Here is a 26,457-nt window from a genome sequence, read left to right on the forward strand (position 1 = left end):
GCAGGAGCATGGCGCCTCATCCATAGTTGGCGCACAGCCGTGCATCGGATCCGTCCCGAAGGACACCTGGGGGTCTTCCCACCCATGAGCAGAGCCGAACAGCCGTCCCGCAGAACCGTTCTCGCCGTCGCGGTCGCCGCCGCGGTGGCCGGCGGCACGGGCCCCGCGGCCGCAGCCGGCACCACGGCCGACGCGGATCGCGACGTGCCCGCCCGACTGGTCGACAACCACGCCTGGACCACCTACGGTGACTGGCGCGCCGGCACCGTGAACGGCATCCGTGCCGTCGCCGGCAAGCGTCCCGGCGTGGTGATCAGCGCTCCCGCGGGCACCACCGACTACACCGATCCGCACACCGGGACCACCGCCACCTGGGAGTACGCGACCTGGACCTCCCCGGTGCACCGGCTCACCGTGCCCTCGACCGAGGTGATCGCCTCCTGGAACGCCCACACCCCGGCCGGCACCTGGATCCAGATCGAGCTCCAGGGGACGTACTCCGACGGCACGGCCACCCCGTGGTACGTGATGGGCCGATGGGCCGCCGGTGACGGGGACATCAGGCGGACCTCGGTCGACGACCAGACCGACGACAAGAGCAGCATCTGGACGGACACCTTCGCGATCGACGCCCCGGCGACCGGGCTGCGTCTGGCGTCGTACCAGTTGCGGCTGACCCTGTACCGCAAGCCGGGCGCGAAGAACACGCCGACCGTGTGGCGCCTGGGCGCGATGGGCTCGGACGTCCCCGACCGCTTCACCGTCCCGGCCTCCACGCCCGGCATCGCCCGCGAACTGATCGTCCCGCGCTACTCGCAGGAGATCCACAAGGGCCAGTACCCGGAGTACGACAACGGCGGCGAGGCCTGGTGCAGCCCCACCTCCTCGCAGATGATCATCGAGTACTGGGGCGGCCGGCTCACCAAGGAGCAACTGGCCTGGGTCGACCCGTCGTACGCCGACCCGCAGGTCTGCCACGCGGCCCGGTACACCTACGACTACCAGTACGCGGGCTGCGGCAACTGGCCCTTCAACGCGGCCTACGCGGCCACCTTCAAGGATCTTCAGGGCGTGGTCACCCGGCTCGGCTCGCTGACCGACCTGGAGACGCTGATCGCGGCCGGCATCCCGGCCATAACGTCCCAGTCGTTCCTCAAGGAGGAGCTCACCGGGGCCGGTTACGGCACCTCCGGCCACCTCATGACGGTGATCGGCTTCACCGCCGAGGGCGATGTGATCGCCAACGACCCGGCCTCGCCCAGCGACCCGGAGGTCCGGCGCGTCTACAAGCGGCGCGAGTGGGAGAACATCTGGCTGCGCACCAAGCGGTACAACGCCAGTGGCAAGGTCGTCTCCGGTACCGGGGGCGTCTGCTACCTGTACTTCCCCGCCTGCCCGACTCCCCGCCAGCGCAAGGCGCTCGAGGCGGTGGGCGTGCGCTGAGGTCCGACCGGGGCCCCGGGGTGACCGGGGCCCTGTGACCAAGCTCTCTGCCACAAAAGCTGCTTTCGGTGACAAGGTGGACGGACCGGTGGGGGGAGACCGGTGGGGGAGTCCACCCAGTCGTCCGAGAGCAGCGAGACACCATGACCGCACAGTCAGCCACCGCCGCCCGCACCCGCACCGGCGGCCCCCGGGGCAACGGCCCGTCCGTCGTCGAACACCTCGCGGGCTGGGTCCTCGTCGCCGTGATCGCGATGCTCGTCACGCAGCTCGGCCTGCTGTGATCCGACTCATCTGCCTGCTGTGACCTGACTCAAAGGTGACCTGACATACTGCGCTTGTCCCGCCGCCAGCCCGAGACCAGGGTCGGAATTTGAATATCAGTGATCAGCGTGAAGCCGCCCGGCCGCGGGCCCGCGGCACCGAGCGCTCGGTTGCGCGCCGCGCCGAACTCATCGCCATCGGGCGGAAGTTGTTCGCGGACACCTCCTACGACGCGCTCTCCATGGACGACATCGCCAAGCAGGCGCATGTCGCCAAGGGGCTGATCTACTACTACTTCCAGTCCAAGCGGGGCTACTACCTGGCGATCATCCAGGACGCCGTCGCCGACCTGGTCACCTACGCGGCGAGCGGGCTCGGGCTGGAAGAGGAAGTGGGGCAGGTGGAACACGTCCACCGCACCCTGGACAGCTATCTCCGCTACGCCGAGCACAACCAGGCCGCCTATCGCACGGTCGTCAGCGGCGGGGTCGGCTTCGACGCCGAGGTGCACGCGGTCCGGGACGGTGTGCGCGAGGCGATCGTCGCGACCATCGCCCAAGGGGCGTACGGCCGTACCGACATCGCCCCGCTGGCCCGCATGGGACTGCTCGCCTGGGTGTGCAGCGTCGAGGGCGCCACCCTGGACTGGATCGACGGCCCGCCCCAGCTCTCCCGCGACACCCTGCGCGACCTCCTGGTCAAGGCCCTCGGCGGCTCGATGCGCGCCATCGAGGAGATGGACCCCGACTACCCCGCGCCCCGGCCCGCCCGCAGGGACGGCTGACGGCAAGGGGCGGAGGCTCGTGGTCCCCCGCCCCAAGTCCCGGTTCGGGTCCGCTAGTTGATTGCCCTGATCAGCTCGCCGCCCGAGGTGTCCCCGCTCAGCTCCCAGAAGAAGGTGCCGCCGAGGCCCTGCTGGTTCTTGTACGTCATCTTCGTCGCGATGGTCGCGGGGGTGTCGTAACTCCACCAGTTGTTGCCGCACTTGGCGTACGCCGTGCCGCCGACCGTCCCCGTCGCCGGGCACTTGGACTTGAGCACCTTGTAGTCGTCGATGCCCTGTTCGTAGGTGCCCGCCGCCGGACCGGTCGCGCTGCCACCGGGTGCCGACTGTGTGACCCCGGTCCAGCCGCGGCCGTAGAACCCGATGCCGAGCAGCAGTTTCGAGGCCGGGATGCCGAGCCCCTTGAGCTTGGCGATCGTCGCCGAGGTGGAGAAGTTCGCCTTCGGGATGCCCGAGTAGCTGTTCAGCGCCGAGTGCGGAGCCGTCGGTCCCGACGCGTCCCAGGCGCCGAAGTAGTCGTACGTCATCGGGTTGTACCAGTCGACGTACTGCGCCGCGCCCGCGTAGTTCGCCGCGTCGATCTTGCCGCCCGCCGTGGCGTCGGCGGTGATCGCGGCGGTGACCAGCGAGCCGCTGCCGAACTTCGCACGCAGCGCCGCCATCAGGTTCTTGAACGCCTCCCGGCCGCTGGTGTCACAGGTGTTGCCGCACGCGTTCGGGTACTCCCAGTCGATGTCGATGCCGTCGAAGACGTCGGCCCACTTCGAGTTCTCGACCAGGTCGTAGCAGGACTGCGCGAACGCGGCGGGGTTGCGGGCGGCCTCGCCGAAGCCGCTTGACCAGGTCCAGCCGCCGAACGACCAGATGACCTTCAGTCCCGGGTGCTTCTTCTTCAGCTCCCGGAGCTGGTTGAAGTTGCCCCGCAGCGGCTGGTCCCAGGTGTCGGCCACGCCGTCCACCGACTCGGCCGCGGTGTAGGTCCGGTCGGTCGCCGCGTAGGCGTCGCCCATCGCGCACTTGCCGCCGGTGACGTTGCCGAAGGCGTAGTTGATGTGCGTCAGCTTCGCCGCCGAGCCGGAGGTCTCGATGTTCTTGACGTAGTACTTGCGGTCGTAGGTGCCCCATTCGGTGAAGTAGCCGACGACCTTGGAGCCGGCCGCCTTCACTTGCGGAGTCTCAGGGGTCGCGGTCGCGCTGCTCGCGCCGGCCAGCAGGCCCGCGCCCAGGACCGCGCAGCACGCGGCGGAGATCAGCGCCCGGAGCCGGGCGCGCTGGGGAAGGTGCATCGGTGTCTCCTCGTGGGGGAGAGGGGAACGCCAGGGGGTTGGCATGAACGCGGTAAAGCGTTGCCGGAACAGTAGGAGGACTAGACCACCGCGTCAATGGTTCGGACCAATTCCAGTGCGATCGCGCGGCCGCTTGTCGGTGCCCTGGGCTATCTTGAAGTAAGCGGTCGTTAACCAGCGACCAGGGGTCCCCGATCGGGCATACTCACAGGGCGCAGCCGCTGGTCAGCAGCTTCCGTGACCCGGGAGACGCGAGCAGCGAGCGGCGCCCAGTGAGACCGGCGGAGCCGCCCCACCCCACGGCGTGCGTCCGCCAGCGCCCTACAGGGAGGAGAGCGTCGCCATGCCCGACCGCGCCCCGCAGCCGGTGGACCGGCAACTGCCCACGGACGAGGCCCGGGAACTGATCTCGCTCGTCCGCGACATCGCGCAGGCCGAGATCGCCCCGAAGGCGGCCGAGGAGGAGGACGCCGGGCACTTCCCGCGCGAGGTCTTCACCCTGCTCTCCCGGACCGGACTGCTCGGTCTGCCCTACGACTCCGAACACGGCGGTGCCGACCAGCCGTACGAGGTCTACCTCCAGGTCCTCGAAGAGCTCGCCGCGGCCCGCCTCACCGTCGGCCTCGGCGTCAGTGTGCACACCCTCGCCTCCTACGCGCTGGCCAGCTACGGCACCAAGCAGCAGCAGGTCGAGCACCTGCCCGCGATGCTCGGCGGCGGGCTCCTCGGCGCCTACTGCCTCTCGGAGCCGTCCTCCGGATCCGACGCGGCCTCGCTGCGCACCCGGGCGGTCCGGGACGGCGACGACTGGGTGATCAACGGCACCAAGGCCTGGATCACCCACGGCGGGATCGCGGACTTCTACACCGTCATGGCGCGGACCGGCGAGGAGGGCCCGCGAGGGATCACCGCGTTCCTGGTCCCCGCCGACGCGGACGGCGTCAGTGCCGCCGCGCCGGAGAGGAAGATGGGCATGAAGGGCTCGCCCACCGCCCAGGTGCACTTCGACGGCGTACGGGTCCCGGACGCACGGCGCGTCGGCGACGAGGGCCAGGGCTTTGCGATCGCCCTCTCCGCCCTGGACTCCGGACGGCTCGGCATCGCGGCCTGCGCGATCGGGCTGGCCCAGGCGGCTCTCGACGAGGCCGTCGGCTACGCGACCGGGCGACAGCAGTTCGGGCGGCCGATCGCCGACTTCCAGGGCCTGCGCTTCATGCTCGCCGACATGGCGACCCAGATCGAGGCCGGCCGGGCGCTGTACCTCGCGGCGGCCCGGCTGCGGGACGCCGGGCGGCCCTTCGCCAAGCAGGCGGCCATGGCGAAACTGCACTGCACCGACACCGCGATGAAGGTCACCACCGACGCCGTCCAGGTCCTCGGCGGCTATGGGTACACCGCCGACTTCCCGGCCGAGCGGTACATGCGCGAGGCCAAGGTCCTGCAGATCGTCGAAGGCACCAACCAGATCCAGCGGATGGTCATCGCCCGTCACCTGGCGGGTCCTGAGACGCGCTGAACTGCCCCGGCCTGACCTGCGGCGCCGCGAGCCGGACCCACTCCGGGTCGTGGCGCCCCGGCAGGGTGCGGCCGCCGACGGCCCAGGTCCGCATCAGATCACGGTAGATGGGCGGGTCCTGGGGCGGCGGCGGAGCGGGCCGGTAGGAGGGGGGAACCGATTCGGCGACCGGCGCGTAGGCAAGGGTCATGCCGGGGCAACGCGACAGCCCGGGACCGGGTCACCGCTCCCCGCAATCGAGCGTGAGTTCACCGGCGTCCGGCCGAACATCTGGCCACTGACACCTCCCTGACGTACCGTCAGCCCCCACCCCGGCAGGCCGGCAGAGAGGTTGACCGTGGCCGACGACCGCCCGGTACCGCTCGACGAGTACCCCGTGCACCAGGTCCCCCTGTCCATGAAGTACGTGGCGACGGGCGACCGCAACGCCTACGACCGCTGCATCTTCCACGTCCTCGACCACGAGGGACACGCCCTGTTGATCCTCGGGCTCGGGGTGTACCCCAACCTCGGGGTCATCGACGCCTACGCCACCCTGCGCCTCGGCGACACCCTGCACGCGGTGCGCGCCTCGGACGCCCTGCGGGACGACCGGACCGACCTGGGCGTGGGCCCGCTGCGGATCCTCGTCGAACGCCCGCTGCGCGACTTCGTGGTGAGCTGCGAGGCCGCCCCGGACGACCCGGACGGACTGTCGTACGAGATCAACTGGACCGCCGACTTCCCCGCCCTGTGGGAACCGCACCACCTCCAGCGGCGGGGCGGTCGGCTCACCCTGGAGGGCCGGCGGTTCGTGCAGGCCGGACACTGCGACGGGTGGATCCGGGTGGCCGGGCGCGAGATCCGGGTCCGGGGCTGGACCGGGACCCGCGACCGCAGTTGGGGCTTACGGCCGGTGCCGGGGGAGGAGGGCGGCCGGTTCGCCGAGGAGCAGCCGACCGAGGGCTTCCACTGGATCTGGTGCCCGGTCCGCTTCGAGGACCGGTTCCTCATGGTGATCGTCCAGGAGGACGCCGACGGCCACCGCTCGCTGAACGACGCGACCCTGGTCCGTCCCGGCCACCGGGACCGCCAACTCGGCTGGCCGCAGGCCGAGATCGCCTACCGCCCCGGCACCCGCCACCCCGAACGCGCCCTCGTCCACCTCGGAGACCTCCGCAAGCCCATGGAGCTGGAGGTGGAGGTCCTCACCTCCTCGCCACTCGCCCTGGGCGCCGGCTATCCGCCCTCCGACGACTGGCAGCACGGCACCTGGCAGGGCCGCGACTGGACCGACCGCCGTACCTACGACCTCTCGCGGGAGCACCCCCTGGCCGCGTTCGGCGTCACCGACCACGCGGCCCGCTTCCGCCTGGACGGCCGGGTCGGCCACGGCATCTTCGAACACGGCTCGTTCGGCCGCCACGACCCGAGCGGCTTCACCGGATTCGACTCCGTCGCACCGTAAGGGGACGAGCTCATGGCCACGGCACCCCGCCCGCGCACCACCACCCGCGACCCCGAGGAACTGGCCGGCCGCCTCACCGCCTGGCTCGGCACCCGGCTCCCGGGAGCCAGGGCGACGGACATCACCGTCCCCGCCTCGAACGGCATGTCCAGCGAGACCCTGCTCTTTACCGTCGAGCACCCCGCACCGCCCCTGCGGGAGTGCGCGTTGCGGCTGGCGGCAGACCCGTCGGCGTACACGGTCTTCCCGGTGTACGACATGGTCCGCCAGTACCGCACGATGCGGACGGTGGCGGAGTTCTCCGACCTCCCGGTGCCGAGGGTGCAGTGGCTGGAGGAGGACCCCGGCCCGCTGGGGGCGCCCTTCTTCGTCATGGAGCGCGTGGCAGGGCGGATACCGCCGGACGTCATGCCCTACACCTACGAGGGCAACTGGCTGCACTCCGCGAGCGACGCCGAACGCGAGCACCTGGAGGCGGCTTCGGTAGGCCTGTTGGCGCGCCTGCACGACCAAGTCCCGCTGAAGGAGGTCGAGTTCCTGGCTCCGTCAGGTCAGGGCGACGCCCTGCGCCGACACGTCACCGCCCAACGCGCCTACTACGACTGGGTGGTGGACGGTCTCGCCCGCTCACCCCTCATCGAGCGGTCCTTCGACCGGCTGGAGGACATCTGGCCGCGCGACCCGGGTCCCGCCGTCTTCACCTGGGGCGACGCACGCATCGGGAACGTCGTCTACGACGGCTTCGACCCCGTCGCCGTACTGGACTGGGAGATGGCGGCCCTGGCCCCGCGCGAGGTCGACCTCGGCTGGATGGTCTACCTGCACCGCTTCTTCCAGGACCTCACGGTCGCCTTCGGGCAGCGCGGACTGCCCGACTTCCTGCGCCGCGACCGCATCGAGGCCCGTTACGCCGAACTCACCGGCCACACGCCACGCGACATGGACTTCTACACGCTGTACGCGGCGCTGCGGCAAGCGATCGTCATGCTGAGGGTCGCCTACCGCCAGGCGTACTTCGGCGAGGTGGTCGTACCGGACGATCCCGACACGCTGATCCTGCACCACGGCAGCCTGCGAACCATGGTGCAGGGCGACTACGGGGACTGAGCGAAGGGGCTCAGGCGGCCTGGCGGCGGATCACCGGCACCCGCATGGGGCGCGAACCGGGGCCGCCCACGTGCGAGAACGGCTGGGTCCGCCAGTCGAGACCCTGAGGGAGCGTCAACAGCAGGGCCGTGTCCTGCTCCTGGGGCTCCGCGGACTCGTCCGCCGAACCGGCCTCGGCGGCCCGGCGACCCGTACCGGCACACACCGTCAGGCCGAAGGGGTTCCACGGCGAGGCGCACAGCGCGTGCTCCGGCAGCACCTCCTCGTCCGCGAGGAGCGCGATGGGCTGCGCGCAGTCCGGGCAGATCACCCGGTACATCTCGAAGGTGTCGTACGCGTCGAACTCGTCGTCCAGGGCGTCGAGTTCGACGCCCTCCGGCTCGGGCTCGACGACTGCCAGGCGCTTGGGCGCGGTACGACCAGGGCGCTTAAGACTCTGCATTGGGTTCTCCCCCTCGGGCTGGGCCGTGAAGGCACTGCGGCCTCGACCACAGCAAGCACTTCCCGTCCGGTCATGGAGGTAATCACGAGAACATCACGGAGGCTCCCGCAGGGGTGTGGCCTTCGTCACATGCCGCTCGCAGGTGCCCCTGGCGGTCGCTTTGTCCCCCGGACGGCGCACCGGCGGCGCCCGGTCACATCACGAACCGGGCATGACCTGGGCCGCTCAGGTATCCGAGGAGATCAGGCGCACTGTAGGTTCTAGCGCCATGGAGGAGCTGGACCGACAAATCGTGCAGCTGCTCGTCAAGGACGGGCGGATGAGTTACACAGACCTGGGCAAGGCCACGGGCCTGTCCACGTCGGCCGTGCACCAGCGGGTGCGACGGCTGGAGCAGCGCGGTGTCATCCGCGGGTACGCCGCCGTGGTCGACCCGGAGGCGGTGGGCCTGCCCATGACGGCCTTCATCTCGGTGAAACCCTTCGACCCCAGCGCCCCCGACGACATCGCGGAACGCCTGGCGGGCGTCCCCGAGATCGAGGCGTGCCACAGCGTGGCGGGCGACGAGAACTACATCCTGAAGGTGCGGGTGGCCACTCCGCACGAGCTGGAGGAGCTGCTGGCGCGCCTGAGGACCCTGGCGGGCGTCTCGACCCGCACCACGGTGGTGCTGTCGACCCCGTACGAGGCGCGTCCGCCGAGGATCTGATCCGGCGGGGCCCGCGCCCGTACGGCGGGGCGGCCCCTGAAACACTGTCCTCATGAGTGAACAGCAGACGGTGCTCCTCCGCCGGGGCGAGGTCCACAGCCCTGCCGACCCCTTCGCCACCGCGATGGTCGTCGAGCGTGGACAGGTGGCGTGGGTCGGCTCGGAAGGCGCCGCCGACGCCTTCGCCGACGGAGTCGACGAGGTCGTGGACCTGGACGGCGCGCTGGTCACCCCCGCGTTCACCGACGCACATGTGCACACCACCGCGACGGGCCTCGCCCTCACCGGCCTCGACCTCTCCGACGCTCCCTCCCTGGCCGCGGCACTGGATCTCGTACGGGACTTCGCGACCGCCCGCCCGGACGACCGCGTCCTCCTCGGTCACGGCTGGGACGCGGCCCGCTGGCCGGGTGGCCGCCCGCCCACGCGCGCCGAGCTGGACGAGGCCACCGGCGGCCGCCCGCTGTACCTGAGCCGCATCGACGTCCACTCGGCGGTCGTGACGACGGCACTTCTCGACATGACGGCCGTGGGGCACGTTGACGGCCCGCTCACCGCCGACGCCCATCACGCCGTGCGCGCGACGGCTCTCGCCTCCGTCTCCCCGGCCCAGCGCGCGCAGGCGCAGCGCGCCGCGCTCGCCCACGCGGCCTCCCTCGGCATCGGGACCGTTCACGAATGCGCAGGACCGGAAATCTCCTCGGAGGAGGACTTCACCGGGCTCCTGCGCCTCGCGGACGCCGAACCCGGTCCACGGGTCGTCGGCTACTGGGCCGAGCAGGACGTCGACAAGGCGCGCGCGCTCGGCGCGGTCGGCGCCGCCGGGGACCTCTTCGTGGACGGCGCCCTCGGCTCCCACACCGCCTGCCTGCACGAGCCGTACGCCGACGCCGACCACACCGGCGTCGCCCACCTGGACGCCGCCGCCGTGGCCGCCCATGTCGTCGCCTGCACCGAGGCGGGCCTCCAGGCCGGCTTCCACGCCATCGGGGACGCGGCCGTGACCGCCGTGGTCGAGGGGGTCCGCGCCGCCGCCGAGAAGCTCGGCCTGGCCCGCGTCCGGGCCGCCCGGCACCGCGTCGAGCACGCCGAACTGCTCACCCCCGAGGCCATTGCCGCCTTCGCCGAACTCGGTCTCACCGCCTCCGTGCAGCCCGCCTTCGACGCCCTGTGGGGCGGTGAGGAGGGCATGTACGCCCGCCGCCTGGGCCGGGAGCGGGCGAGCCGTCTCAACCCCTTCGCGGCCCTCCTGCGCGCGGGTGTCCCGCTCGCCTTCGGCTCCGACAGCCCGGTGACCCCCCTCGACCCGTGGGGCACGGTCCGCGCGGCCGCCTTCCACCGCACCCCCGGCCACCGGGTCTCGGTGCGCGCCGCCTTCACCGCGCACACCCGCGGCGGCTGGCGGGCGATCGGCCGGGACGACGCCGGCGTCCTGGTGCCCGGTGCCCCCGCCGACTACGCGGTGTGGCGCACCGACGAACTGGTCGTCCAGGCCCCCGACGACCGCGTGGCCCGCTGGTCCACCGACCCGCGCTCCGGCACTCCCGGCCTGCCCGACCTCACGCCGGGCCGTGACCTGCCCGTCTGTCTGCGCACGGTGGTCGGCGGACGGACGGTTTTCGTACGGCCGGGCGAGTGATCTCCTGGGGTGGCGCGGAACCGCTCACCCCTCGCCACCCTGTCGCGCGACCTGCGCATCCTCCCCACTGACCAGGGCATTGACGACGGAGCCGCAGGTCAAACGGCTGTTGACAGGCGACGGCAGGGGGCCGGTAGGTTCGGCCGGGTCCACCACCGGACGCCCGACCGCGGAACCTCCGCCCAGTCGTCGCAGCGCCGCTGGGTCAGGGACGGTGTGCCGCACCGGGGCACCGCCACTGGGAGCCAGGCTCAGCGCTCGCGCCACGGCGAGGGAACGTTCCGTCCGGCCGGGAAGGTGTGACCCGGGTGGGGCCCGGACGTTCAGTAGACAACGGCTTTCGGTCGACCCGCAGCCAGCGGGCCCCAGGTCGGCCCGAAGGGCGCCGGGCCCCCATCCGCAGTGCGGCGACTGCTCTCGGCGAGGGTCGCATTTCGCCCCTGGGGCCGAAAATCGTACCCTTACCCCGCTCTTGTGGAAACGACACCAGCATACGAACGCCTTGTCACGTCATCGCAGGCCGTGAGCACTATGGTGGACGCCTGCGCAATGACTCGAAGGGGCAGCAGTGAACGACGGTGACGGGGCCCGCACGGCCCAGGAGAGACGGTTCGGCCCGCTCGGCACCGCCTTGGTGATCATTCCGACCTACAACGAGGCGGAGAACGTCAAGTCGATCGTCGGCCGGGTGCGGGCGGCCGTCCCTGACGCCCACGTCCTCGTGGCCGACGACAACAGCCCCGACGGCACCGGCAAGCTCGCCGACGAACTCGCCGTCGAGGACGACCAGGTCCACGTCCTGCACCGCAAGGGCAAGGAAGGTCTCGGCGCCGCCTACCTCGCGGGCTTCCGCTGGGGTCTGGAGCACGACTACGGCGTCCTGGTCGAGATGGACGCCGACGGCTCCCACCAGCCCGAGGAACTGCCCCGGCTGCTGACCGCCCTCAAGAACGCCGACCTGGTGCTCGGCTCGCGCTGGGTGCCCGGCGGCCGGGTGGTGAACTGGCCCAAGTCCCGCGAGGTCATCTCCCGGGGTGGCAGCTTCTACTCCCGCGTGGCCCTCGACCTGCCCCTGCGGGACATCACCGGCGGCTACCGCGCGTTCCGCCGCGAGACCCTCGAAGGCCTGGGCCTGGAGAACGTCGCCTCGCAGGGCTACTGCTTCCAGGTCGACCTGGCCCGCCGTGCGGTCAAGGCCGGCTTCCAGGTCGTGGAGGTGCCGATCACCTTCGTCGAGCGCGAACTGGGCGACTCCAAGATGAGCCGCGACATCCTGGTGGAGGCCCTGTGGCGGGTCACGACCTGGGGCGTGGGCGAGCGGATCGGCCGGATCACCGCGCGCGGCAAGCGCCCGCAGGCGTAGCCCCACGGCCTGCTGGGCGCAAAGGGCCCGCGGTTCCACAGATCCGGCTGATCGGCCCCTTATGCCGTGCTGAGCCACGCCCAGGCACACTGGACGTATGACGACAGGCGCTTCGACCCCCACGTACCCCGCCCGGCCCCGCCGCTCCCGTGTCCGCACCTTCCTGCCGCTGGGCGTCGCCGCCTGGCTGGTGCTGGAGATCTGGCTGCTGACCCTGGTCGCGGGCGCGGCGAGCGGGTTCGCGGTGTTCCTGCTCCTCGTCGCCGGCTTCGTGCTCGGCTCGGTGGTGATCAAGCGCGCCGGCCGCCGCGCCTTCCGGAACCTGAACGAGGCGCTCCAGCGGGGCGGCGCCCCGTCGGACTCGGACAGCGGTGGCAACGGCCTGATGATGCTGGGCGGTCTGCTCCTGATGATCCCGGGCCTGATCTCCGACGCGGTGGGCCTGCTCCTGCTGATCCCGCCGGTCCAGAAGGCCGTCGGCCGCTACGCCGAGCGCACCTTCGACCGCAGGCTCCGCACCGCCGCGCAGGGCAGCCTGGGTGACGCCTTCCAGCAGGCCCGCATGCACCGCCCCGACGGCAAGGTGGTCCAGGGCGAGGTCATCCGTGACGTGCAGGACCGACCGGAGGACACCCCGGAGGACCGCAGGCCGCCCCTCACCCGCTGACAGCACAGAAACCGCGGGCGCCGTACCTGAGTGTCAGGTACGGCGCCCGCGGTTCTGGACGTGCACTTGTGCTGTTTGTCTGCGGCCCAGTCCCCGCGGGGACTACGCCGACTTGCGGCTGTCCCGGGGATGAACCGCGATGTTCATCGCACCGGATCGCAGAACCGCCAGACGCTCCTCGAGGACCTCTTCGAGCTCCTCGCGGGTGCGCCGTTCCATCAGCATGTCCCAATGGGTACGCGCGGGCTTGGCCTTCTTTTCCTCAGGGCCGTCGCCGTCGACCAGGAGTGCCTGGGCCCCGCAGACCTTGCACTCCCACTCCGGCGGGATCTCCGCCTCGACCGAGAAGGGCATCTCGAAGCGGTGCCCCTTCTCACATGCGTACTCCACGGCCTGGCGCGGGGCCAGGTCGATGCCGCGGTCCGTCTCGTAGCTGGTCACCACGAGGCGCGTGCCGCGAAGAGCTCGCTCACTCATGAATCGTGCCTCCCGGGCTTGTCGCCCACAGGACAGGTGTCGCTGTCGTCGTCATACCGGTCAACGTCCGGTCGGCGGTAAAGATTCCCGTTCCGGGTCCCGTCCCGGGCAATGCGTCGCCGTCGTAGCCGCCCCTTGTTGTACCCACCAGCGCCCGGTTTGTCACATCTGCTAGCAGATGTCACCCAGCGTTTCGGCATCTTTGACGCGCAGTAACGGTACGCCTGGCAGGCCAAACGCGTACACTACAGCGCTTTGGTGTTGAACGCTAAATCCTTTCGGGTACGGGATTGCCCGCGTCGCTGATCGCCTGCCGTACCGGAACCCTCGCGAGCAGGGCGAATCCGATCACGAAGAAGGCCACCAGGGAGACGATCGCGTCCCGGTAGCTCCCCGTCAGCTGGTAGGTGATCCCGAACAGCAGCGGCCCCAGCCAGCTCATGCCCCGGTCGCTCATCTCGTACGCCGAGAAGTATTCGGCCTCCTTGCCCGGCGGGACGAGATGGGAGAACAGGGAGCGGGACAGCGCCTGGCTGCCGCCGAGCACCAGCCCGATCCCGGACGCCAGGACGAAGAACCACACGGGCGCGCCGGCGGGCAGGAAGAACCCGGCCGCCAGGATCACCGCCCAGGCCACCAGCGAGCCGAGGATCGTGCGCTTGGCCCCGTGGGTCCGCGCGATCCGGCCGAGCGCCAGCGCCCCCGCCACCGCGAGCACCTGGACCAGGAGCACGGCCGCGATGAGGGTCGACTGGCCGAGACCCAGCTCCTCCGAGCCGTAGACCGACGCCTGGGAGATGACGGTCTGGATGCCGTCGTTGTAGATCAGGTACGCCAGCAGGAAGGCGAGGGTGAGCGGGTGGCGGCGCATGCCGCGGACGGTGGCGGCGAGCTGCCGGAAGCCCGGGGCCGTGGGCTCCCTGGTCTCCTGGGCGGCAGACCTCCGGTCCCGCAGCCGGCGCAGCGGAATCAGCGCGAAGGCGCCCCACCACAGCCCGGCCGAGGCCAGGCAGATGCGGACCGCGGCGCTCTCGGAGAGCCCGAAGGACGCGTGGCCCGTGTACAGCACGAGGTTCGCGACCAGGACCAGGGCGCCCGCCGCGTAGCCGAAGGCCCAGCCCCGGGAGGAGACCGCGTCACGCTCCTCGGGCGGGGCGATCTGCGGGAGGTAGGAGTTGTAGAGCATCGTCCCCACCGACTGCGCCGCGTTCGCGACGACCAGGAGCACGCCACCGAGCAGATAGCGGTCGCCGCCGAGGAAGAACATGCCGGTCGTGGCCGCGGCCCCGGTGTAGGCGGCGGCCGCGAGCAGCGGCTTCTTACGGCCGCTGCGGTCGGCGGCGGCGCCCACCAGGGGCATCACGAGCACGGCCACGATCACCGAGAGGGACACCGAGTACGCGAAGAAGGAACCGGCCCGTACCGGGATGCCCAGCGGATGGACGTAACCGTCCGCGTCCGCCGCGTTCTTGGCGACCGACGTCAGATAGGGGCCGAGGAACACGGTGAGCACGCTCGTCGAGTAGACGGAGCAGGCCCAGTCGTAGAAGTACCAGCCGCGCTGCTCGCGCCGCCGTTCGGCGGCCTCGTCGGCCGAACCCGCCCGCACGGTGTCGGTGCCCACCCGTGCCCTCGCTTCCCGGTGGTGCCCTGCGCGGACCGGTGCCGGGACGGGTCAGACCCAGGTGCCCCGGTCCTCCATGACCTTGCGCAGAGTGTCGATGTGATCGGTCATGATGCCATCGACTCCCAGGTCCAGGAGCCGGTGCATGCGATCGGGTTCGTTGACGGTCCACACGTGCACCTGGAGCCCGTGCGCGTGGGCCGCGCGCACGAACCGGTGGTCGACCACCTGGATGCCGGACTGGGTCTCGGGCACCTGGGCGGCGACGGCCGAGCGGCGCAGCGCAGCGGGCACTCCCCAGGAGCGCATCCGCAGATTGAGCACCCCCCTCGTGCCGTACGACGTCGCCAGGCGCGGTCCGGCCAGCCGCTGGGCGCGCATCACGCGCGCCTCGGAGAAGGAGCCGACGCAGATCCGGTCCCAGGTGTCGGTGCGCCCGACGAGTTCCAGGAGGGGCAGGAGGGCCGGCTCGGCCTTGACGTCGATGTTCCAGCGGGCCTCCGGGAAGGTCTCCAGGAGTTCCTCGAAGAGCGGCACCGGCTCCTTGCCCGCCACGCGCGCGTGCCGCACGTCGGCCCACGGCAGGTCCGCTATCCGGCCCGCGCCGTCGGTCACCCGGTCCAGCGTGCTGTCGTGGAAGGCGACCAGCCTGCCGTCGGCGGTGGCGTGGACGTCCGTCTCCAGATAGCGGTAGCCGGCCTCGACCGCCTGCCGGAACTGGAAGGCGGTGTTCTCCAGGCCGTCCGCCGCCCCGCCCCGGTGGGCGAAGGGGATCGGGCCGGGATGGTCGAGGTAGGGGTGGCGTATCCGCGGGGTCACGGTCGCAGTATCGCTCCCCGCGGTTGCCCCGCGGCAACGACCGTGCTGCCGTCGGATGCCGGGGACACGGCGAACACCCTCAGGAAGAGCTGGGCGAGCGGGCCGATGGACACCGCGTAGAGGACGGTGCCGACGCCGATGGTGCCGCCGAGGGCGAACCCGGTGACCACGACCGCCACCTCGATGCCGGTCCGCATCAGCCGGATCGAGCGCCCCGTGCGCCGGTGCAGCCCCGTCATCAGACCGTCCCTCGGCCCCGGGCCGAAGCGGGCCGCGATGTAGAGGCCGGTGGCCACCCCGTTGAGCAGGATGCCGGCCAGCAGGACAGGTATCCGTACGGCGAGACCGTGCACGTCGGGGACCGCGGCCAGGGTGGCGTCCATGGCGATGCCGACCACGAAGACGTTGGAGACGGTGCCGAGCCCCGGCCGCTGGCGCAGCGGGATCCACAGCAGCAGCACCGCCGCGCCCACGATGATCGACACGACCCCGATGGACACACCGGTGCGCTCGGCGAGGCCCTGGTGCAGCACGCCCCAGGGCTCCAGGCCCAGGCCCGCCTCGACGAGCAGCGCGGAGCTGGCCCCGTACAGGGCGAGCCCGACGTACAGCTGGATCAACCGGCGCCCGAGACGGCTCTGTGCGGACAAGGTGGGTTCCCCCTGGGGTGATCGTGGGCTGAATGCGAGGTGGTGCGGGTGGCCTGACACATGACACCCTGTGGCGTGGGATGACATGCCATCCATGGCCAATTCCGGGAAGGTGGACTGATTTCAGTGGCGCAGTGGACCTCGGCGGTGGGTGCCGCGCAGCTCGCCCGGCTCCTCAACTCCCAGCAGGACCGCCCGGCGGGCACGGCCACGCGCCGCCCGCCGGCCTACCGCGCCCTCGCCGACGGCATCCGCCTGCTGGTCCTGGAGGGCCGGGTCCCGGTGGCCGCCCGACTGCCCGCCGAACGCGAGCTGGCCCTCTCCCTGTCCGTCAGCCGTACGACCGTCGCGGCGGCCTACGAGGCGCTGCGGGCCGAGGGATTCCTGGAGTCCCGGCGCGGCGCGGGCAGCTGGACCGCGGTCCCGGCCGGTAACCCGCTTCCCGCCCGCGGCCTGGAACCCCTCCCGCCCGAGACCCTCGGCTCGATGATCGACCTGGGCTGTGCGGCCCTGCCCGCCCCCGAGCCCTGGCTGACCCGTGCGGTGCAAGGCGCCCTGGAGGAGCTGCCGCCGTACGCCCACACCCACGGCGACTACCCGGCGGGGCTTCCCGCCCTGCGCGCGATGATCGCCGAGCGCTACACCGCGCGCGGGATCCCGACCATGCCCGAGCAGATCATGGTCACCACGGGTGCGATGGGCGCGATCGACGCCATCTGTCATCTGTTCGGCGGACGCGGGGAGCGCATCGCGGTCGAGTCCCCCTCCTACGCGAACATCCTCCAGCTGATGCGGGAGGCGGGCGCCCGGCTGGTGCCCGTCGCGATGGCGGAGGGGCTGACCGGCTGGGACATGGACCGCTGGCGCCAGGTCCTGCGGGACGCGGCACCCCGGATCGCCTATGTCGTCGCCGACTTCCACAATCCGACCGGTGCGCTGGCCGACGAGGACCAGCGGCGCCGGCTGGTGGAGGCGGCACGGTCCGCGGGGACCGTGCTGGTGGCCGACGAGACGATGACGGAGCTGTGGCTCGACGACGTCTCGATGCCGCGCCCGGTGTGCGCCTTCGACCCGGCCGGTTCCACCGTGGTCACCGTCGGCTCCGCCAGCAAGGCGTTCTGGGCGGGGATGCGCATCGGCTGGGTGCGGGCGGCACCGGACGTCATCCGCAGCCTGGTCGCCGCCCGCGCCTACGCCGACCTCGGGACACCGGTCCTCGAACAGCTGGCCGTGAACTGGCTGTTCAGCACCGGCGGCTGGGAGCACGCCGTGGAACTGCGCCGGGGCCAGGCCCGGGAGAACCGGGACGCGCTGGTGGCCGCGGTGCGCAAGGAACTCCCGTCCTGGGAGTTCGAGGTCCCGCAGGGCGGCCTGACGCTGTGGGTGCGGGCCGGCGGACTGTCCGGCTCGCGGCTGGCGGAAGTGGGGGAGCGGGTGGGGGTCCGCGTGCCGTCCGGTCCCCGCTTCGGGGTGGACGGCGCCTTCGAGGGCTATGTGCGCCTGCCGTTCACGGTGGGTGGCGCGCTGGCGGAGGAGGCGGCGGCACGGTTGGCCGCGGCGGCCAGGGTGGTGGAGAGCGGCGGGTCGGGAGGCGGGGAGTCACCGCGCACGTTCGTGGCTTGAGAAGGCTGACGGGACCCACCCAGGGGCGCGGGGCTGTGCTGAATGTGCGGCTGCCGCCGCGTGGGCGCGACCAGCCCCCACTGACCCGCAGCCGCCGACGCTCCTCAGCTGCTCCGCCGCTACGGCGCCTCCGCGGCCACCGCTTCCGCGTCCGACGGAACCGTCTCCCCGTCGGCCGGAGTGGTCCGTTCCGGCAGCAGCGCCAGCACCGCCTGCCGGTCCGCCTCGCTCGTCGCGTCGTCGTAGGGATCCGGGGTCGCCGGAACCTGGAGCCGGTGCACGGGCCCGGTCCCCAGGCGGGCGTACCCGCGCCCGGGCGGCACCTGCGCCACGGGAGTCGTGTGCGGCGGCACCCCCAGCACGGCCTCCAGCTGCTCCGCGGTCGCGGGCCCCAGCACGACCCGCGCGCGCGTGTGCTGCCGTACCGGATCGCTCAGCGCTTCCGCGCTGTCGAACTGGTCGGCCACCACCACCGTGACGTTTGCCGCACGCCCGTGCCGCAGGGGGACCTGGAGCAGGGACTGCGGATCCTTGCGGCCGTCCGCGGCGGCGAGGTGGGTGAAGGCGGTGGGCCGGTCGAGCAGGACCCACAGGGGGCGCTTGGTGTCGTCCGGTGCGGGCCGGCCCGCCTGACGGGCGTGGTTGACGGCGATCAGGCGGCGCTCGGTCTCGGTCGCCGCCCACTCCAGGCTCGCCAGCGCCCCCGCAAGACCGCACTCGACCGCGAGGACGCCGTCCCGTCCGGTGAGGCACGCGTACTCGCCGGTGCCGCCGCCCTCGACGATGACGACGTCGCCGTACTGAAGAGCCTGGAGCGCGATCGAGCGCAGCAGGGTCGAGGTGCCGCTGCCCGGCTGGCCCATGACCAGCAGATGCGGCTCGGTGGAGCGGATGCCGGTGCGCCAGACGACCGGCGGGACGTCGCGCTGCCCGTCGCCGTAGCCGAGCGGGAGCGTGCGCTGGACCTGGGTGGGGTCGGTGAAGCCGAGGACCGTCTCGCCCGGGGCGGTGACGAACCGCTGGGCGGCGATGTCGGTGGGGAGCGGGGCGAGGACGGTGACGGTGAGTTCGTTGCCCTCCTCGTCCCAGCTGAAGTGGTACTCGCGGCCGCGGCCCGACTTGGCGTGCAGCAGCTGCTCGATGCGGGCCCGGGACTCTGCCTCGCCGTCGGTGAAGTACGCCGGGTAGCGGACGAGCAGATGCGTGATGCGGCCGGCGGCGTCGAAGTCGTAGGCGGGGAAGGCCTTCTCCCATTCGCCGCCGTGCGTGTACAGCGGGTCCGGGTCCTCGGCGGCCGAGAAGTACGGGACGAGCGCTTCGTACAGCGACTGGAGGCGCTGGGTCTGCGACTCGTCGGGTCCTTCCGGCTCCGGGGACTTGCGCTCCCGGCCGTGCCAGGCCGCCGCCGCCATCAGGCTGATGACGGCGAGCAGCGGGCCGTACGGGACGAGCGCGACGACCAGGACCACCGAGGCCACCAGGAACAGCAGCGGCCCGCGCCGGTCCTTGGGGGTCTCGGCCCATCTGCGCCGCCCGGCCGAGGCCAGCCGGCGCAGACCGCGGGTGATCGTGATCAGCGGGTGGAGGACGTCGGTGGCGCTGTCGGCCGCCGTCCGGGCCAGCTCCCGGCTCCGGGCGATCTGCGCGCTGCCTGTGCTCAGGATGCGGGGGAGGGGGCGGCGGGCCACGGCTGTCTCCTGTTGGTGCGTACGGACGGGAGGGACGACGTCAGAACTTGATGCCGCCGAGGAGGCTCGCCAGGCTCTCGCCGCCGGCCTTGATGCTCGGTGCGATGGCCGTGCTGGCCAGGTAGAAGCCGAACAATGCCGAGATCAGGGCGTGGGAGGCCTTGAGCCCGTCCTTGCGGAAGAAGATGAAGACGACGATGCCGAGCAGAACGACACCGGAGATGGAGAGGATCATGTGAGTGCTCCTGGTTCGTGGGGACAGTCACCATGAGTACTTCCAGGATCACAGCATGTATCCATACGACAAAAGGTGCAAATGGGTGAAATTCCGCTGATTTCACTTGTTTGGCAGAGCCGTGGCGATCCCTGCGTCCGGCGCTTCGGGTCATGTGCGGCATGAGCCAGTACCCTTGCGATTCACCTGAACGGTTGTATGAGAGGCGGTCCGGCCGATGAGCGAAGCCCCCGACCCCGAGGTCGTGGAGCTGGCGACCAAGATCTTCGATCTGGCCCGGCAGGGGCAGACCGAGGCGCTGGTGGCGTACGTCGACGCGGGTGTTCCGGCGGGCCTCACCAACGACCGCGGGGACTCGCTCGTGATGCTCGCCGCCTACCACGGTCACGCGGACGCGGTCCGTGCCCTCGTCGCCCGCGGGGCGGCGGCCGGTGGCGTCAACGACCGGGGGCAGACACCGCTCGCCGGGGCGGTCTTCAAGGGCTCCGAGGGGGTCATCAAGGCCCTGCTCGACGGCGGCGCCGACCCGGCCGAGGGCACTCCCTCGGCCGTCGACACGGCCCGGATGTTCGGCCGGACGGAGCTGCTCGAACTGTTCGGCGCGCACTGACCCACATGATCTGACCAGCGAAAACACACACAACGGGGGAGGCGGTACAGGGCCGCCGAAATTTCGGTCGCGGCAGACGGAAGTGCCGGGTCATCATGACGTCGTGGTTCACGGACGGGATGGCTGGGCAGGTGATGCCGCACCGCGTGGGCCGTGAAACGGTCCGCATGGGCCACCGACGAGAGGCAGAGGAAGATGGCTTACAGCAAGCAGGAAACGGCGGGCGCCCCGACGTGTTGTCACGCGGCCAGGTAATGCACGTCCCCGGTTGCGTCGACGCTTGATGTGAGGCTGTTTCCCATGTTCGATCCGGTCATAGCGCCCAGCGGTACGCTGCTCGGCCTGCTTCAGCGGGGCCGCGGCGACGGCACGCTGCACGCGCTCACCGCCCCGCGCGCCGAGGCGCTCGCGGCCCTGAACCACTGCGTGCTGCGCGATCCCCGCCACGACTGGCAGGTGGAGAACCGCTCCCTTTACTACGCCCGTCTCTACCTCGACCTGAACGGCGAGCTGGACGAGATCGAGGCGCACCTCTTCGAGGTGGACGACGTCTTCGACACCGAGGAGTCACGCACGGGCCTGGCCCTCGCCGTCCTCGGCCATCTCGCCTCCTACGGCAGGCGCGACGCGCTCGAACTGCTGCGCAGGTACGCCGCCTCGGGCTCCAACTGGGCCTGGGCGCTGGACGAACTCGCGCTGCGGGACGACGACGCGGGCCTGCGGGCCCTCGCCGCGCCCGTGCTCGCCCGGTTCGGCACCGATCCCGAGGGCGAGGCCGAGCTGGCCGTCGCCGTCCGGGACGCCTTCGAGCCGAGGCCCTGGCGGTTGTGGGCCGACGATCCCCGCGAATCCGTCTCCACGCGTGTGCGTGCCGCTCAGGAGGCCGGCTGTTTCGACCGGTGGCAACGCCAGATGCGACCTGCCGGGCCCCGTCCGGGGTGGAGCGTGCGGGCCGTCTTCGAGTGGGCCCAGCAGGGCGTCGAGCGGGGGGCCGCGCTGCATGTGCCCGCCGCCCGCTGTCTGGCCGCCGTGGCCGGACCCGAGGACCGGCCCGAGATCCTCGCGACCGCCGAGGACGGCACCGACGGGGCGCGCAGCACCGCCCTGCGCTACCTCGCCGACAGCAATGACTCCGCCGCCTTCGATCTGATCGAACGGGCCGTGGCGACCGGCTCCGCGGCCGTCGTGGAGGCCGCGCTCGATTCATTCGAACGCATGCGCAGTATCGCCGCCGTCGACCGGGCCCGGAGCTGGGCGCGACGGCCCGATCCGCTCGGAGCCGCCGCCGGACGCATGCTCGCCTGTCTGGGCGGAGCCCAGGACCGGGACCTCGTCCTCGCGGCCCTCCGTGAGGCCGTCCGGGGCGAGGGCCCCGACGCACCCACCCTGTGGACCCTCGTCGACGGCGCCGGACGGCTCGGCATCGCCTGCGCCGCCCCCGTGCTGCGCCATGTCTACCGGGAGACGGCCTCCTCCCATCTCCGGGGCCGCGCCGCCCACGCGCTCGCCGCCACCGACCCCTCCTTCCCCACCGGATTCGCCGTCGAGTGCCTCTGGGACTGCGAGGAGACCACCCGCGAGATCGCCGCCCGGCACGCCGAGACCGGCGACGCCCGGGTCGTGGAACGACTGCGCAGGCTCGCCGCCGACCCGGCCGAGGAGGCCGAGGTCCAGACAGTCGTCCGCAGCCGTATCGGACCGGACACCGCCGCCATGTGACACCGGCCCCGGAAGGGACCGCCGGGCACCCTCGGGCCCGGCCGGTGAACTCGGGATGACCCGCGGGTCAGGTCGGCATGGACACGGCCTGACCTGCAAGGGTGCGGAGCGGAACGCTCATGGGACGTTCACCGTTCGCAAAGATCCACGTTGACGCGGCCACGTCCAGTACGGCGACAACACCGGTATGCGTGTCGTCATAGTGACCGAATCCTTTCCCCCCGATGTGAACGGCGTGGCCCACTGCGCGCTCCAGACCGCCCGGCACCTCGTAGATCGCGGTCACCTCCCGCTCGTCGTCGCGCCGGCCACCGCGTCCGGCCCCGGGCCCGGCGTGGACGCCCTCGCGCCCTGCCCCGTCGTCCGTGTCCCCTCCCTCCCGCTCCCGGGCTACCCCCAGGTCCGCGTCGCCCTCCCCAGCAGGCGCGTGGCCGCGGCGATCGCCGAGCACCGCGCCGACGTCGTCCACCTGGCCAGCCCCTTCGTCCTCGGCGTCCGCGGCATGGCCGCCGCCGCCCGGCTCGGCATCCCCGCTGTGGCCGTCTACCAGACCGACCTCGCCGGATACGCCCGCACCTACGTGCACGCGGGCGAGGCCGCGGCCTGGCGCCGCATCCGCTCCGTGCACGCCGCCGCCGACCTCACCCTCGCCCCGTCCAGCGCCTCCCTGCGCGACCTGGAGGCGCACGGCGTGCCCCGGGTCAAGCTGTGGCCGCGGGGCGTCGACACCGTCCGCTTCCGTCCCGAACTGCGCGACGAGAACCTGCGCCGGCAACTCGCCCCGAACGGCGAGTCGATCGTCGGATACGTCGGCCGGCTCGCCCCCGAGAAACACGTCGAACTGCTGGCCGACGTCTGCCGCCTGGAAGGCGTCAAGGTCGTGGTGGTCGGCGACGGACCGAGCGAACCCTCGCTCACCGAGGCCCTGCCCGGCGCGGTCTTCCTGGGCCGCCGCACGGGCGACGACCTGGCCCGGATCTTCGCCTCCTTCGACGTCTTCGCGCACACCGGCCCCTTCGAGACCTTCTGCCAGACCGTGCAGGAGGCCATGGCCAGCGGGGTCCCCGTGGTCGCGCCCGCCTCGGGCGGACCGCTGGACCTGGTCGCCCACGGGCGCACCGGGTTCCTCGTCCCGCCGCGCGACCCGGCCGCCGTACGGGACGCGGTGCGGTCCCTGGCCGCCGATCCGGGCCTGCGCGCCGCGTTCGGCTCCGCCGCGCGGGCCCTCGTCGAGGGGCGTACCTGGGCGGCCGTCGGCGACCAGCTGATCGGCCACTACGGTGCCGTCCTCGCCGGCCGGAAGACGGCGGTGGCGGCATGAGCGGCCAGTCGCTGCGGATCGTCAGGCTCGCCAACTTCGTCGCCCCCGCCTCGGGCGGCCTGCGCACCGCCCTGCGTGAACTCGGCAAGGGCTACCAGGAGGCCGGACACGAGGCGGTGCTCGTCGTGCCGGGCGACCGCGCGAGCGACCGGCGGACCGAGCAGGGACGCGTCATCACCCTGCCCGGGCCGTTGCTCCCCGGCACCGGCGGTTACCGGGTCCTCGCCGACAAGCCCCGCGTGGCCCGCCTCCTGGAGCAACTCGCCCCCGACCGCCTGGAGGTCTCCGACCGGACGACCCTCAGATGGACCGGCAAGTGGGCCCGCCGCGCCCGGGTCCCCGCCGTGATGGTCTCCCACGAGACCGCCGACGGCGTCCTGCGCACCTGGGGACTGCCGGAGAACGCGGCCCGGCGCGCCGCCGACGCCCTCAACGTCCGTACGGCGCACACGTACGCGCGCGTGGTGTGCACCACGGAGTTCGCGGAACGGGAGTTCGTACGGATCGGGGCCCGGAACGTCGTACGGGCCCCGTTGGGCGTCGACCTGGTCGCGCGGCACCCGGCGCTGCGCGACACGGGCCTCAGGAGCCGGTACGCGCGCGAGGACGAGACACTGCTCGTGACGTGCACCCGGCTGTCGGTGGAGAAGCGGCCGGGCACCGCCCTGGACGCCGTCGAGTCCCTGGCGCGCCGGGGCCGGCCCGCGGTGCTCGTGGTGGCCGGGGACGGGCCGCTGCGGCCGCGGCTGGAGCAGCGGGCGATGGAGCGCGGGCTGCCGGTGACCTTCCTCGGGCACATCGCGGACCGCGGGCTGCTCGGCGCGCTCCAGGCCTCCGCCGACGTGTGCCTGGCCCCCGGGCCCGCCGAGACCTTCGGGCTCGCCGCGCTGGAGGCCATGGCCTGTGGCACACCGGTCGTGGTGAGCGCCTCCTCCGCGCTGCCGGAGGTGATCGGCTCCGCCGGGGCCGTCGCCGCCGACCGCGGGGAGGCGTTCGCGGACGCCGTGGACCTGCTGCTGGACCGTCCGGAGGCCGAGCGCCGAGGGATCGCACGCGCGCGTGCGGAGTGCTTCGGGTGGGACACCGCAGTGCGGGCGTTTCTCGCCGCGCACGACACGGAGGCACTTGTACGGCGGTCCGTGCGCGGGGGTGTGGCATGAGCGGGGGCCTGTCGTGAGCGCGGTGGACGGCATGAGAGGCCGTGTCGTGGGAGGCCCGCGCTTCGTCGCCCTCGGTGACTCGCTCACCGAGGGTGTCGGGGACCCCGTCGGAGAGGGGTGGCGCGGCTGGGCCGCCCTGCTCGCCGACGGGCTGTCCGACGCGGACGTGGAGTTCACCAACCTCGCGGTGAGCGGGGCGCAGACGCGGGACGTGCTGGAGAAACAGCTGCCCGCGGCGCTCGCGCTGCGGCCGGACGTCGTGTCCGTGGTCGTCGGGGTCAACGACACCCTGCGCTGCACCTTCGACATCCACGCGGTCGCAGACCGCCTGGACCGGGTGTACGCGGCCTTCAGCAAGCAGGGCGCGCTGCTGCTCACGGCCTGTCTGCCCGATCCGGGGACGATGCTCGGGCTGCCGGGCGCGCTGTCCCGTCCGCTGGCCCGGCGGCAGCGGTCGGTCAACACCGTGGTGCACGCGCTGTCGGAGCGGTACGGGGCGGTGCATCTGCACGCGGCCGAGGGGGAGTGGACCGCCGAGCGGACCATGTGGAGCGCCGACCGGCTGCATCCCGGGGAGCGGGGGCACCGGCAGCTCGCGGCGAGGTTCCACGCGTTGCTGGCGGAGCGCGGTCGGGCCACCGGCCCCGCTCCCTCGCCCGAGCCGGAGTTCCCGGTCCCCACCAGGGCGAGGAGTCTGTGGTGGCTGGCGACGGCCGGTACGGGGTGGGTCGTCCGGCGGTGCACGGATCTGCTGCCCCAACTGCTGGCGCTGGCCGCCGACGAGACACGGCACCGGATGCGGGGCACCAGCGCCAGGCTGGACCTGCGGACGGCCCACGCGGTCTCCATGGCGCTGGCGGCCCTGTCCGTGGCGGAGCAGCGGCCGGAGGCGGCCTAGGGGCTCGGCGGGGGCCCTCGGGTATTGCCTTCGCCCGGAGCCCTACCGCCGTCGTACCGCCAGGAAGCGCACCGGTGTTCCCGGTACCGCCTGGGCCGCCGCCGGCAGGTCCGGTTCGCGGACCACTCCGATCACCGGGTAGCCACCGGTGGTCGGATGGTCGGCCAGGAAGACCACCGGTCTGCCGTCGGGCGGTACCTGGACCGCGCCCAGGACCATTCCCTCGCTGGGGAGTTCGCCCCTGAGCCTGCGCTCCAGGGCGGGGCCTTCCGTGCGCAGGCCGATCCGGTTGCTCGCCGAGGACACCCGGAAGGCGCGGGTCGTGAAGTCCCGCACCGCTCCCGGCGTGAACCAGTCGTTCCGCGGGCCCAGGACGACCCGCAGGAGCAGCTCGGTGGGCGGTGCGGGCTGCGGTGCCGTGTCCACGCGCGTGGGGAGCGGTGCCGGGGAGCCCAGGGGCAGTATCGCGCCGTCCGTCAGGGGAGGCGGGCCCAGGCCCGACAGGAGGTCGGTGGAGCGGCTGCCGAGGACCGGTTCCACGATGACGCCGCCGGAGACGGCCACATAGCTTCGTACCCCGGACACGGCCGCGCCGACGGTCAGCAGGGCTCCCGCCGGTACATGCACCGGGGCGGCCCAGGAGGCCGGGCGGCCGTCCACCGCGACCGGGCAGGGCGCGCCCGTGACGGCCACGGTGACCGTCGAACGGGGGCGCAGCGCGCAGCCGTTGAGCGTGGTCTCCAGAACGGCAGCCTCGGGGCGGTTGCCGACCAGACGGTTGGCGAGGGCTGCCGCGGGGCCGTCGAGCGCCCCCGAGTGGGGCACGCCGAGGTGGGCGTGACCGGGGCGGCCCCGGTCCTGGACGGTCGTCAGGGCACCGGCCCGCACGACGAAGAGGGCACGGTCGCTCATGGCGCCTCCACGGCTCGGTGGGGCTGGTCTGCCACCGGCGTCCTGAGGGTCCGG

The 26,457-nt window shown here is 72.3% G+C and carries 25 protein-coding genes; 16 read left to right on the forward strand and 9 right to left on the reverse strand.

Features of this window, described 5'->3' with window-relative positions; translation table 11 throughout:
• Positions 1 to 84: 84 nt before the first annotated feature.
• From H295_RS0125320 to H295_RS0125330, 3 genes are all read left to right on the forward strand, one after another.
• Positions 85 to 1,443 (forward strand): peptidase C39 family protein, encoded by a 1,359-nt coding sequence (locus H295_RS0125320; protein ID WP_020138148.1) that lies wholly within the window; start codon positions 85 to 87, stop codon positions 1,441 to 1,443.
• Between the two features lie 143 nt (positions 1,444 to 1,586).
• A complete protein-coding gene (locus tag H295_RS46815) occupies positions 1,587 to 1,727 on the forward strand; it encodes an SCO1431 family membrane protein (RefSeq protein WP_020138149.1) in 141 nt (46 codons plus the stop codon).
• 89 nt (positions 1,728 to 1,816) lie between these two features.
• A complete protein-coding gene (locus H295_RS0125330; protein WP_028809736.1) occupies positions 1,817 to 2,491 on the forward strand; it encodes a TetR/AcrR family transcriptional regulator in 675 nt (224 codons plus the stop codon).
• A 53-nt stretch (positions 2,492 to 2,544) separates the two neighbouring features.
• On the opposite strand, the gene H295_RS0125335 is transcribed toward H295_RS0125330, so the two are convergent.
• Positions 2,545 to 3,777 carry a glycoside hydrolase family 18 protein gene (locus H295_RS0125335; protein WP_020138151.1) on the reverse strand — a complete coding sequence of 411 codons (1,233 nt, stop codon included), beginning with the start codon at positions 3,775 to 3,777 and terminating at the stop codon, positions 2,545 to 2,547.
• A 343-nt stretch (positions 3,778 to 4,120) separates the two neighbouring features.
• Between H295_RS0125335 and H295_RS0125340 the strand changes: the two genes are divergently transcribed.
• The 3 genes from H295_RS0125340 to H295_RS0125350 all read left to right on the forward strand — a co-directional run bounded on the left by H295_RS0125340 (position 4,121) and on the right by H295_RS0125350 (position 7,847).
• The gene (locus H295_RS0125340; RefSeq protein ID WP_020138152.1) at positions 4,121 to 5,293 is read left to right on the forward strand and encodes an acyl-CoA dehydrogenase; all 1,173 of its coding nucleotides are present in this window, start codon (positions 4,121 to 4,123) and stop codon (positions 5,291 to 5,293) included.
• Between the two features lie 337 nt (positions 5,294 to 5,630).
• Complete coding sequence (locus H295_RS0125345) at positions 5,631 to 6,740, forward strand: hypothetical protein (RefSeq protein ID WP_020138153.1); 1,110 nt, start codon at positions 5,631 to 5,633, stop codon at positions 6,738 to 6,740.
• Positions 6,741 to 6,752: 12 nt separating this feature from the next.
• Positions 6,753 to 7,847, forward strand: coding sequence for a phosphotransferase family protein (locus H295_RS0125350; RefSeq protein ID WP_020138154.1), 1,095 nt, complete (start codon positions 6,753 to 6,755; stop codon positions 7,845 to 7,847).
• A gap of 10 nt (positions 7,848 to 7,857) precedes the next feature.
• Here H295_RS0125350 and H295_RS0125355 read toward each other — a convergent pair whose 3' ends face one another.
• Positions 7,858 to 8,289 (reverse strand): hypothetical protein, encoded by a 432-nt coding sequence (locus tag H295_RS0125355; RefSeq protein ID WP_020138155.1) that lies wholly within the window; start codon positions 8,287 to 8,289, stop codon positions 7,858 to 7,860.
• A gap of 268 nt (positions 8,290 to 8,557) precedes the next feature.
• Here H295_RS0125355 and H295_RS0125360 point away from each other — a divergent pair, with 268 nt between their 5' ends.
• From H295_RS0125360 to fxsA, 4 genes are all read left to right on the forward strand, one after another.
• Complete coding sequence (locus H295_RS0125360) at positions 8,558 to 8,998, forward strand: Lrp/AsnC family transcriptional regulator (RefSeq protein WP_020138156.1); 441 nt, start codon at positions 8,558 to 8,560, stop codon at positions 8,996 to 8,998.
• A 52-nt stretch (positions 8,999 to 9,050) separates the two neighbouring features.
• Positions 9,051 to 10,637 (forward strand): amidohydrolase, encoded by a 1,587-nt coding sequence (locus tag H295_RS0125365; protein ID WP_020138157.1) that lies wholly within the window; start codon positions 9,051 to 9,053, stop codon positions 10,635 to 10,637.
• A gap of 568 nt (positions 10,638 to 11,205) precedes the next feature.
• Positions 11,206 to 12,000, forward strand: a complete 795-nt coding sequence (locus tag H295_RS0125370) for a polyprenol monophosphomannose synthase (RefSeq protein ID WP_020138158.1) — start codon at positions 11,206 to 11,208, stop codon at positions 11,998 to 12,000.
• Positions 12,001 to 12,097: 97 nt separating this feature from the next.
• The gene (gene fxsA / locus H295_RS0125375) at positions 12,098 to 12,667 is read left to right on the forward strand and encodes an FxsA family membrane protein (protein WP_020138159.1); all 570 of its coding nucleotides are present in this window, start codon (positions 12,098 to 12,100) and stop codon (positions 12,665 to 12,667) included.
• Positions 12,668 to 12,769: 102 nt separating this feature from the next.
• Here the strand turns inward: fxsA and H295_RS0125380 are convergent, their stop codons facing one another.
• From H295_RS0125380 to H295_RS0125395, 4 genes are all read right to left on the reverse strand, one after another.
• Entirely contained in the window at positions 12,770 to 13,144 is a 375-nt protein-coding gene (locus tag H295_RS0125380) for an RNA polymerase-binding protein RbpA (RefSeq protein ID WP_003977404.1), read from the reverse strand.
• Between the two features lie 268 nt (positions 13,145 to 13,412).
• On the reverse strand, positions 13,413 to 14,768 hold the full coding sequence (locus tag H295_RS0125385; RefSeq protein ID WP_020138160.1) for an MFS transporter: 1,356 nt from the start codon (positions 14,766 to 14,768) through the stop codon (positions 13,413 to 13,415).
• A gap of 51 nt (positions 14,769 to 14,819) precedes the next feature.
• Positions 14,820 to 15,587: a glycerophosphodiester phosphodiesterase gene (locus tag H295_RS0125390; RefSeq protein WP_020138161.1), complete on the reverse strand. Its 768-nt coding sequence runs from the start codon at positions 15,585 to 15,587 to the stop codon at positions 14,820 to 14,822.
• Positions 15,584 to 16,237 (reverse strand): YczE/YyaS/YitT family protein, encoded by a 654-nt coding sequence (locus H295_RS0125395; RefSeq protein WP_020138162.1) that lies wholly within the window; start codon positions 16,235 to 16,237, stop codon positions 15,584 to 15,586. Before H295_RS0125395 ends, H295_RS0125390 begins: the two co-directional genes overlap by 4 nt.
• A gap of 126 nt (positions 16,238 to 16,363) precedes the next feature.
• On the opposite strand from H295_RS0125395, the gene H295_RS0125400 reads away from it, so the two are divergent.
• Positions 16,364 to 17,860 (forward strand): PLP-dependent aminotransferase family protein, encoded by a 1,497-nt coding sequence (locus tag H295_RS0125400; protein WP_020138163.1) that lies wholly within the window; start codon positions 16,364 to 16,366, stop codon positions 17,858 to 17,860.
• A gap of 119 nt (positions 17,861 to 17,979) precedes the next feature.
• Here the strand turns inward: H295_RS0125400 and H295_RS0125405 are convergent, their stop codons facing one another.
• Both H295_RS0125405 and H295_RS0125410 read right to left on the reverse strand, forming a co-directional pair.
• Complete coding sequence (locus H295_RS0125405; RefSeq protein ID WP_020138164.1) at positions 17,980 to 19,548, reverse strand: ABC transporter ATP-binding protein; 1,569 nt, start codon at positions 19,546 to 19,548, stop codon at positions 17,980 to 17,982.
• A 40-nt stretch (positions 19,549 to 19,588) separates the two neighbouring features.
• Complete coding sequence (locus H295_RS0125410) at positions 19,589 to 19,783, reverse strand: hypothetical protein (RefSeq protein ID WP_007380617.1); 195 nt, start codon at positions 19,781 to 19,783, stop codon at positions 19,589 to 19,591.
• Positions 19,784 to 20,000: 217 nt separating this feature from the next.
• Between H295_RS0125410 and H295_RS0125415 the strand changes: the two genes are divergently transcribed.
• The 5 genes from H295_RS0125415 (at position 20,001) to H295_RS0125435 (ending at position 25,491) form a co-directional block, all read left to right on the forward strand.
• On the forward strand, positions 20,001 to 20,393 hold the full coding sequence (locus H295_RS0125415; protein WP_020138165.1) for an ankyrin repeat domain-containing protein: 393 nt from the start codon (positions 20,001 to 20,003) through the stop codon (positions 20,391 to 20,393).
• A 300-nt stretch (positions 20,394 to 20,693) separates the two neighbouring features.
• A complete protein-coding gene (locus tag H295_RS0125420) occupies positions 20,694 to 22,112 on the forward strand; it encodes a hypothetical protein (protein WP_020138166.1) in 1,419 nt (472 codons plus the stop codon).
• Between the two features lie 187 nt (positions 22,113 to 22,299).
• Positions 22,300 to 23,433 (forward strand): glycosyltransferase family 4 protein, encoded by a 1,134-nt coding sequence (locus tag H295_RS0125425; RefSeq protein ID WP_028809737.1) that lies wholly within the window; start codon positions 22,300 to 22,302, stop codon positions 23,431 to 23,433.
• Positions 23,430 to 24,593, forward strand: coding sequence for a glycosyltransferase (locus H295_RS0125430; protein WP_020138168.1), 1,164 nt, complete (start codon positions 23,430 to 23,432; stop codon positions 24,591 to 24,593). Before H295_RS0125425 ends, H295_RS0125430 begins: the two co-directional genes overlap by 4 nt.
• A 31-nt stretch (positions 24,594 to 24,624) precedes the next feature.
• Complete coding sequence (locus tag H295_RS0125435; RefSeq protein ID WP_028809738.1) at positions 24,625 to 25,491, forward strand: SGNH/GDSL hydrolase family protein; 867 nt, start codon at positions 24,625 to 24,627, stop codon at positions 25,489 to 25,491.
• 42 nt (positions 25,492 to 25,533) lie between these two features.
• On the opposite strand, the gene H295_RS0125440 is transcribed toward H295_RS0125435, so the two are convergent.
• Positions 25,534 to 26,403, reverse strand: coding sequence for a biotin-dependent carboxyltransferase family protein (locus H295_RS0125440; RefSeq protein ID WP_020138170.1), 870 nt, complete (start codon positions 26,401 to 26,403; stop codon positions 25,534 to 25,536).
• Positions 26,404 to 26,457: the final 54 nt, after the last annotated feature.

Origin of the sequence: Streptomyces sp. 351MFTsu5.1, from assembly GCF_000383655.1 — a bacterium.
Taxonomy (GTDB): Bacteria; Actinomycetota; Actinomycetes; order Streptomycetales; family Streptomycetaceae; genus Streptomyces; species Streptomyces griseorubiginosus.

Coding starts and splice junctions, on each gene's coding strand:
- H295_RS0125430 (WP_020138168.1), top strand. CDS start 23,430: ATGAGCGGCCAGTCGCTGCGGATCGTCAGGCTCGCCAACTTCGTCGCC.
- H295_RS0125335 (WP_020138151.1), bottom strand. CDS start 3,777: ATGCACCTTCCCCAGCGCGCCCGGCTCCGGGCGCTGATCTCCGCCGCG.
- H295_RS0125340 (WP_020138152.1), top strand. CDS start 4,121: ATGCCCGACCGCGCCCCGCAGCCGGTGGACCGGCAACTGCCCACGGAC.
- H295_RS0125420 (WP_020138166.1), top strand. CDS start 20,694: ATGTTCGATCCGGTCATAGCGCCCAGCGGTACGCTGCTCGGCCTGCTT.
- H295_RS0125360 (WP_020138156.1), top strand. CDS start 8,558: ATGGAGGAGCTGGACCGACAAATCGTGCAGCTGCTCGTCAAGGACGGG.
- H295_RS0125440 (WP_020138170.1), bottom strand. CDS start 26,403: ATGAGCGACCGTGCCCTCTTCGTCGTGCGGGCCGGTGCCCTGACGACC.
- H295_RS0125365 (WP_020138157.1), top strand. CDS start 9,051: ATGAGTGAACAGCAGACGGTGCTCCTCCGCCGGGGCGAGGTCCACAGC.
- fxsA (WP_020138159.1), top strand. CDS start 12,098: ATGACGACAGGCGCTTCGACCCCCACGTACCCCGCCCGGCCCCGCCGC.
- H295_RS0125320 (WP_020138148.1), top strand. CDS start 85: ATGAGCAGAGCCGAACAGCCGTCCCGCAGAACCGTTCTCGCCGTCGCG.
- H295_RS46815 (WP_020138149.1), top strand. CDS start 1,587: ATGACCGCACAGTCAGCCACCGCCGCCCGCACCCGCACCGGCGGCCCC.
- H295_RS0125425 (WP_028809737.1), top strand. CDS start 22,300: ATGCGTGTCGTCATAGTGACCGAATCCTTTCCCCCCGATGTGAACGGC.
- H295_RS0125435 (WP_028809738.1), top strand. CDS start 24,625: ATGAGAGGCCGTGTCGTGGGAGGCCCGCGCTTCGTCGCCCTCGGTGAC.
- H295_RS0125355 (WP_020138155.1), bottom strand. CDS start 8,289: ATGCAGAGTCTTAAGCGCCCTGGTCGTACCGCGCCCAAGCGCCTGGCA.
- H295_RS0125380 (WP_003977404.1), bottom strand. CDS start 13,144: ATGAGTGAGCGAGCTCTTCGCGGCACGCGCCTCGTGGTGACCAGCTAC.
- H295_RS0125350 (WP_020138154.1), top strand. CDS start 6,753: ATGGCCACGGCACCCCGCCCGCGCACCACCACCCGCGACCCCGAGGAA.
- H295_RS0125415 (WP_020138165.1), top strand. CDS start 20,001: ATGAGCGAAGCCCCCGACCCCGAGGTCGTGGAGCTGGCGACCAAGATC.
- H295_RS0125410 (WP_007380617.1), bottom strand. CDS start 19,783: ATGATCCTCTCCATCTCCGGTGTCGTTCTGCTCGGCATCGTCGTCTTC.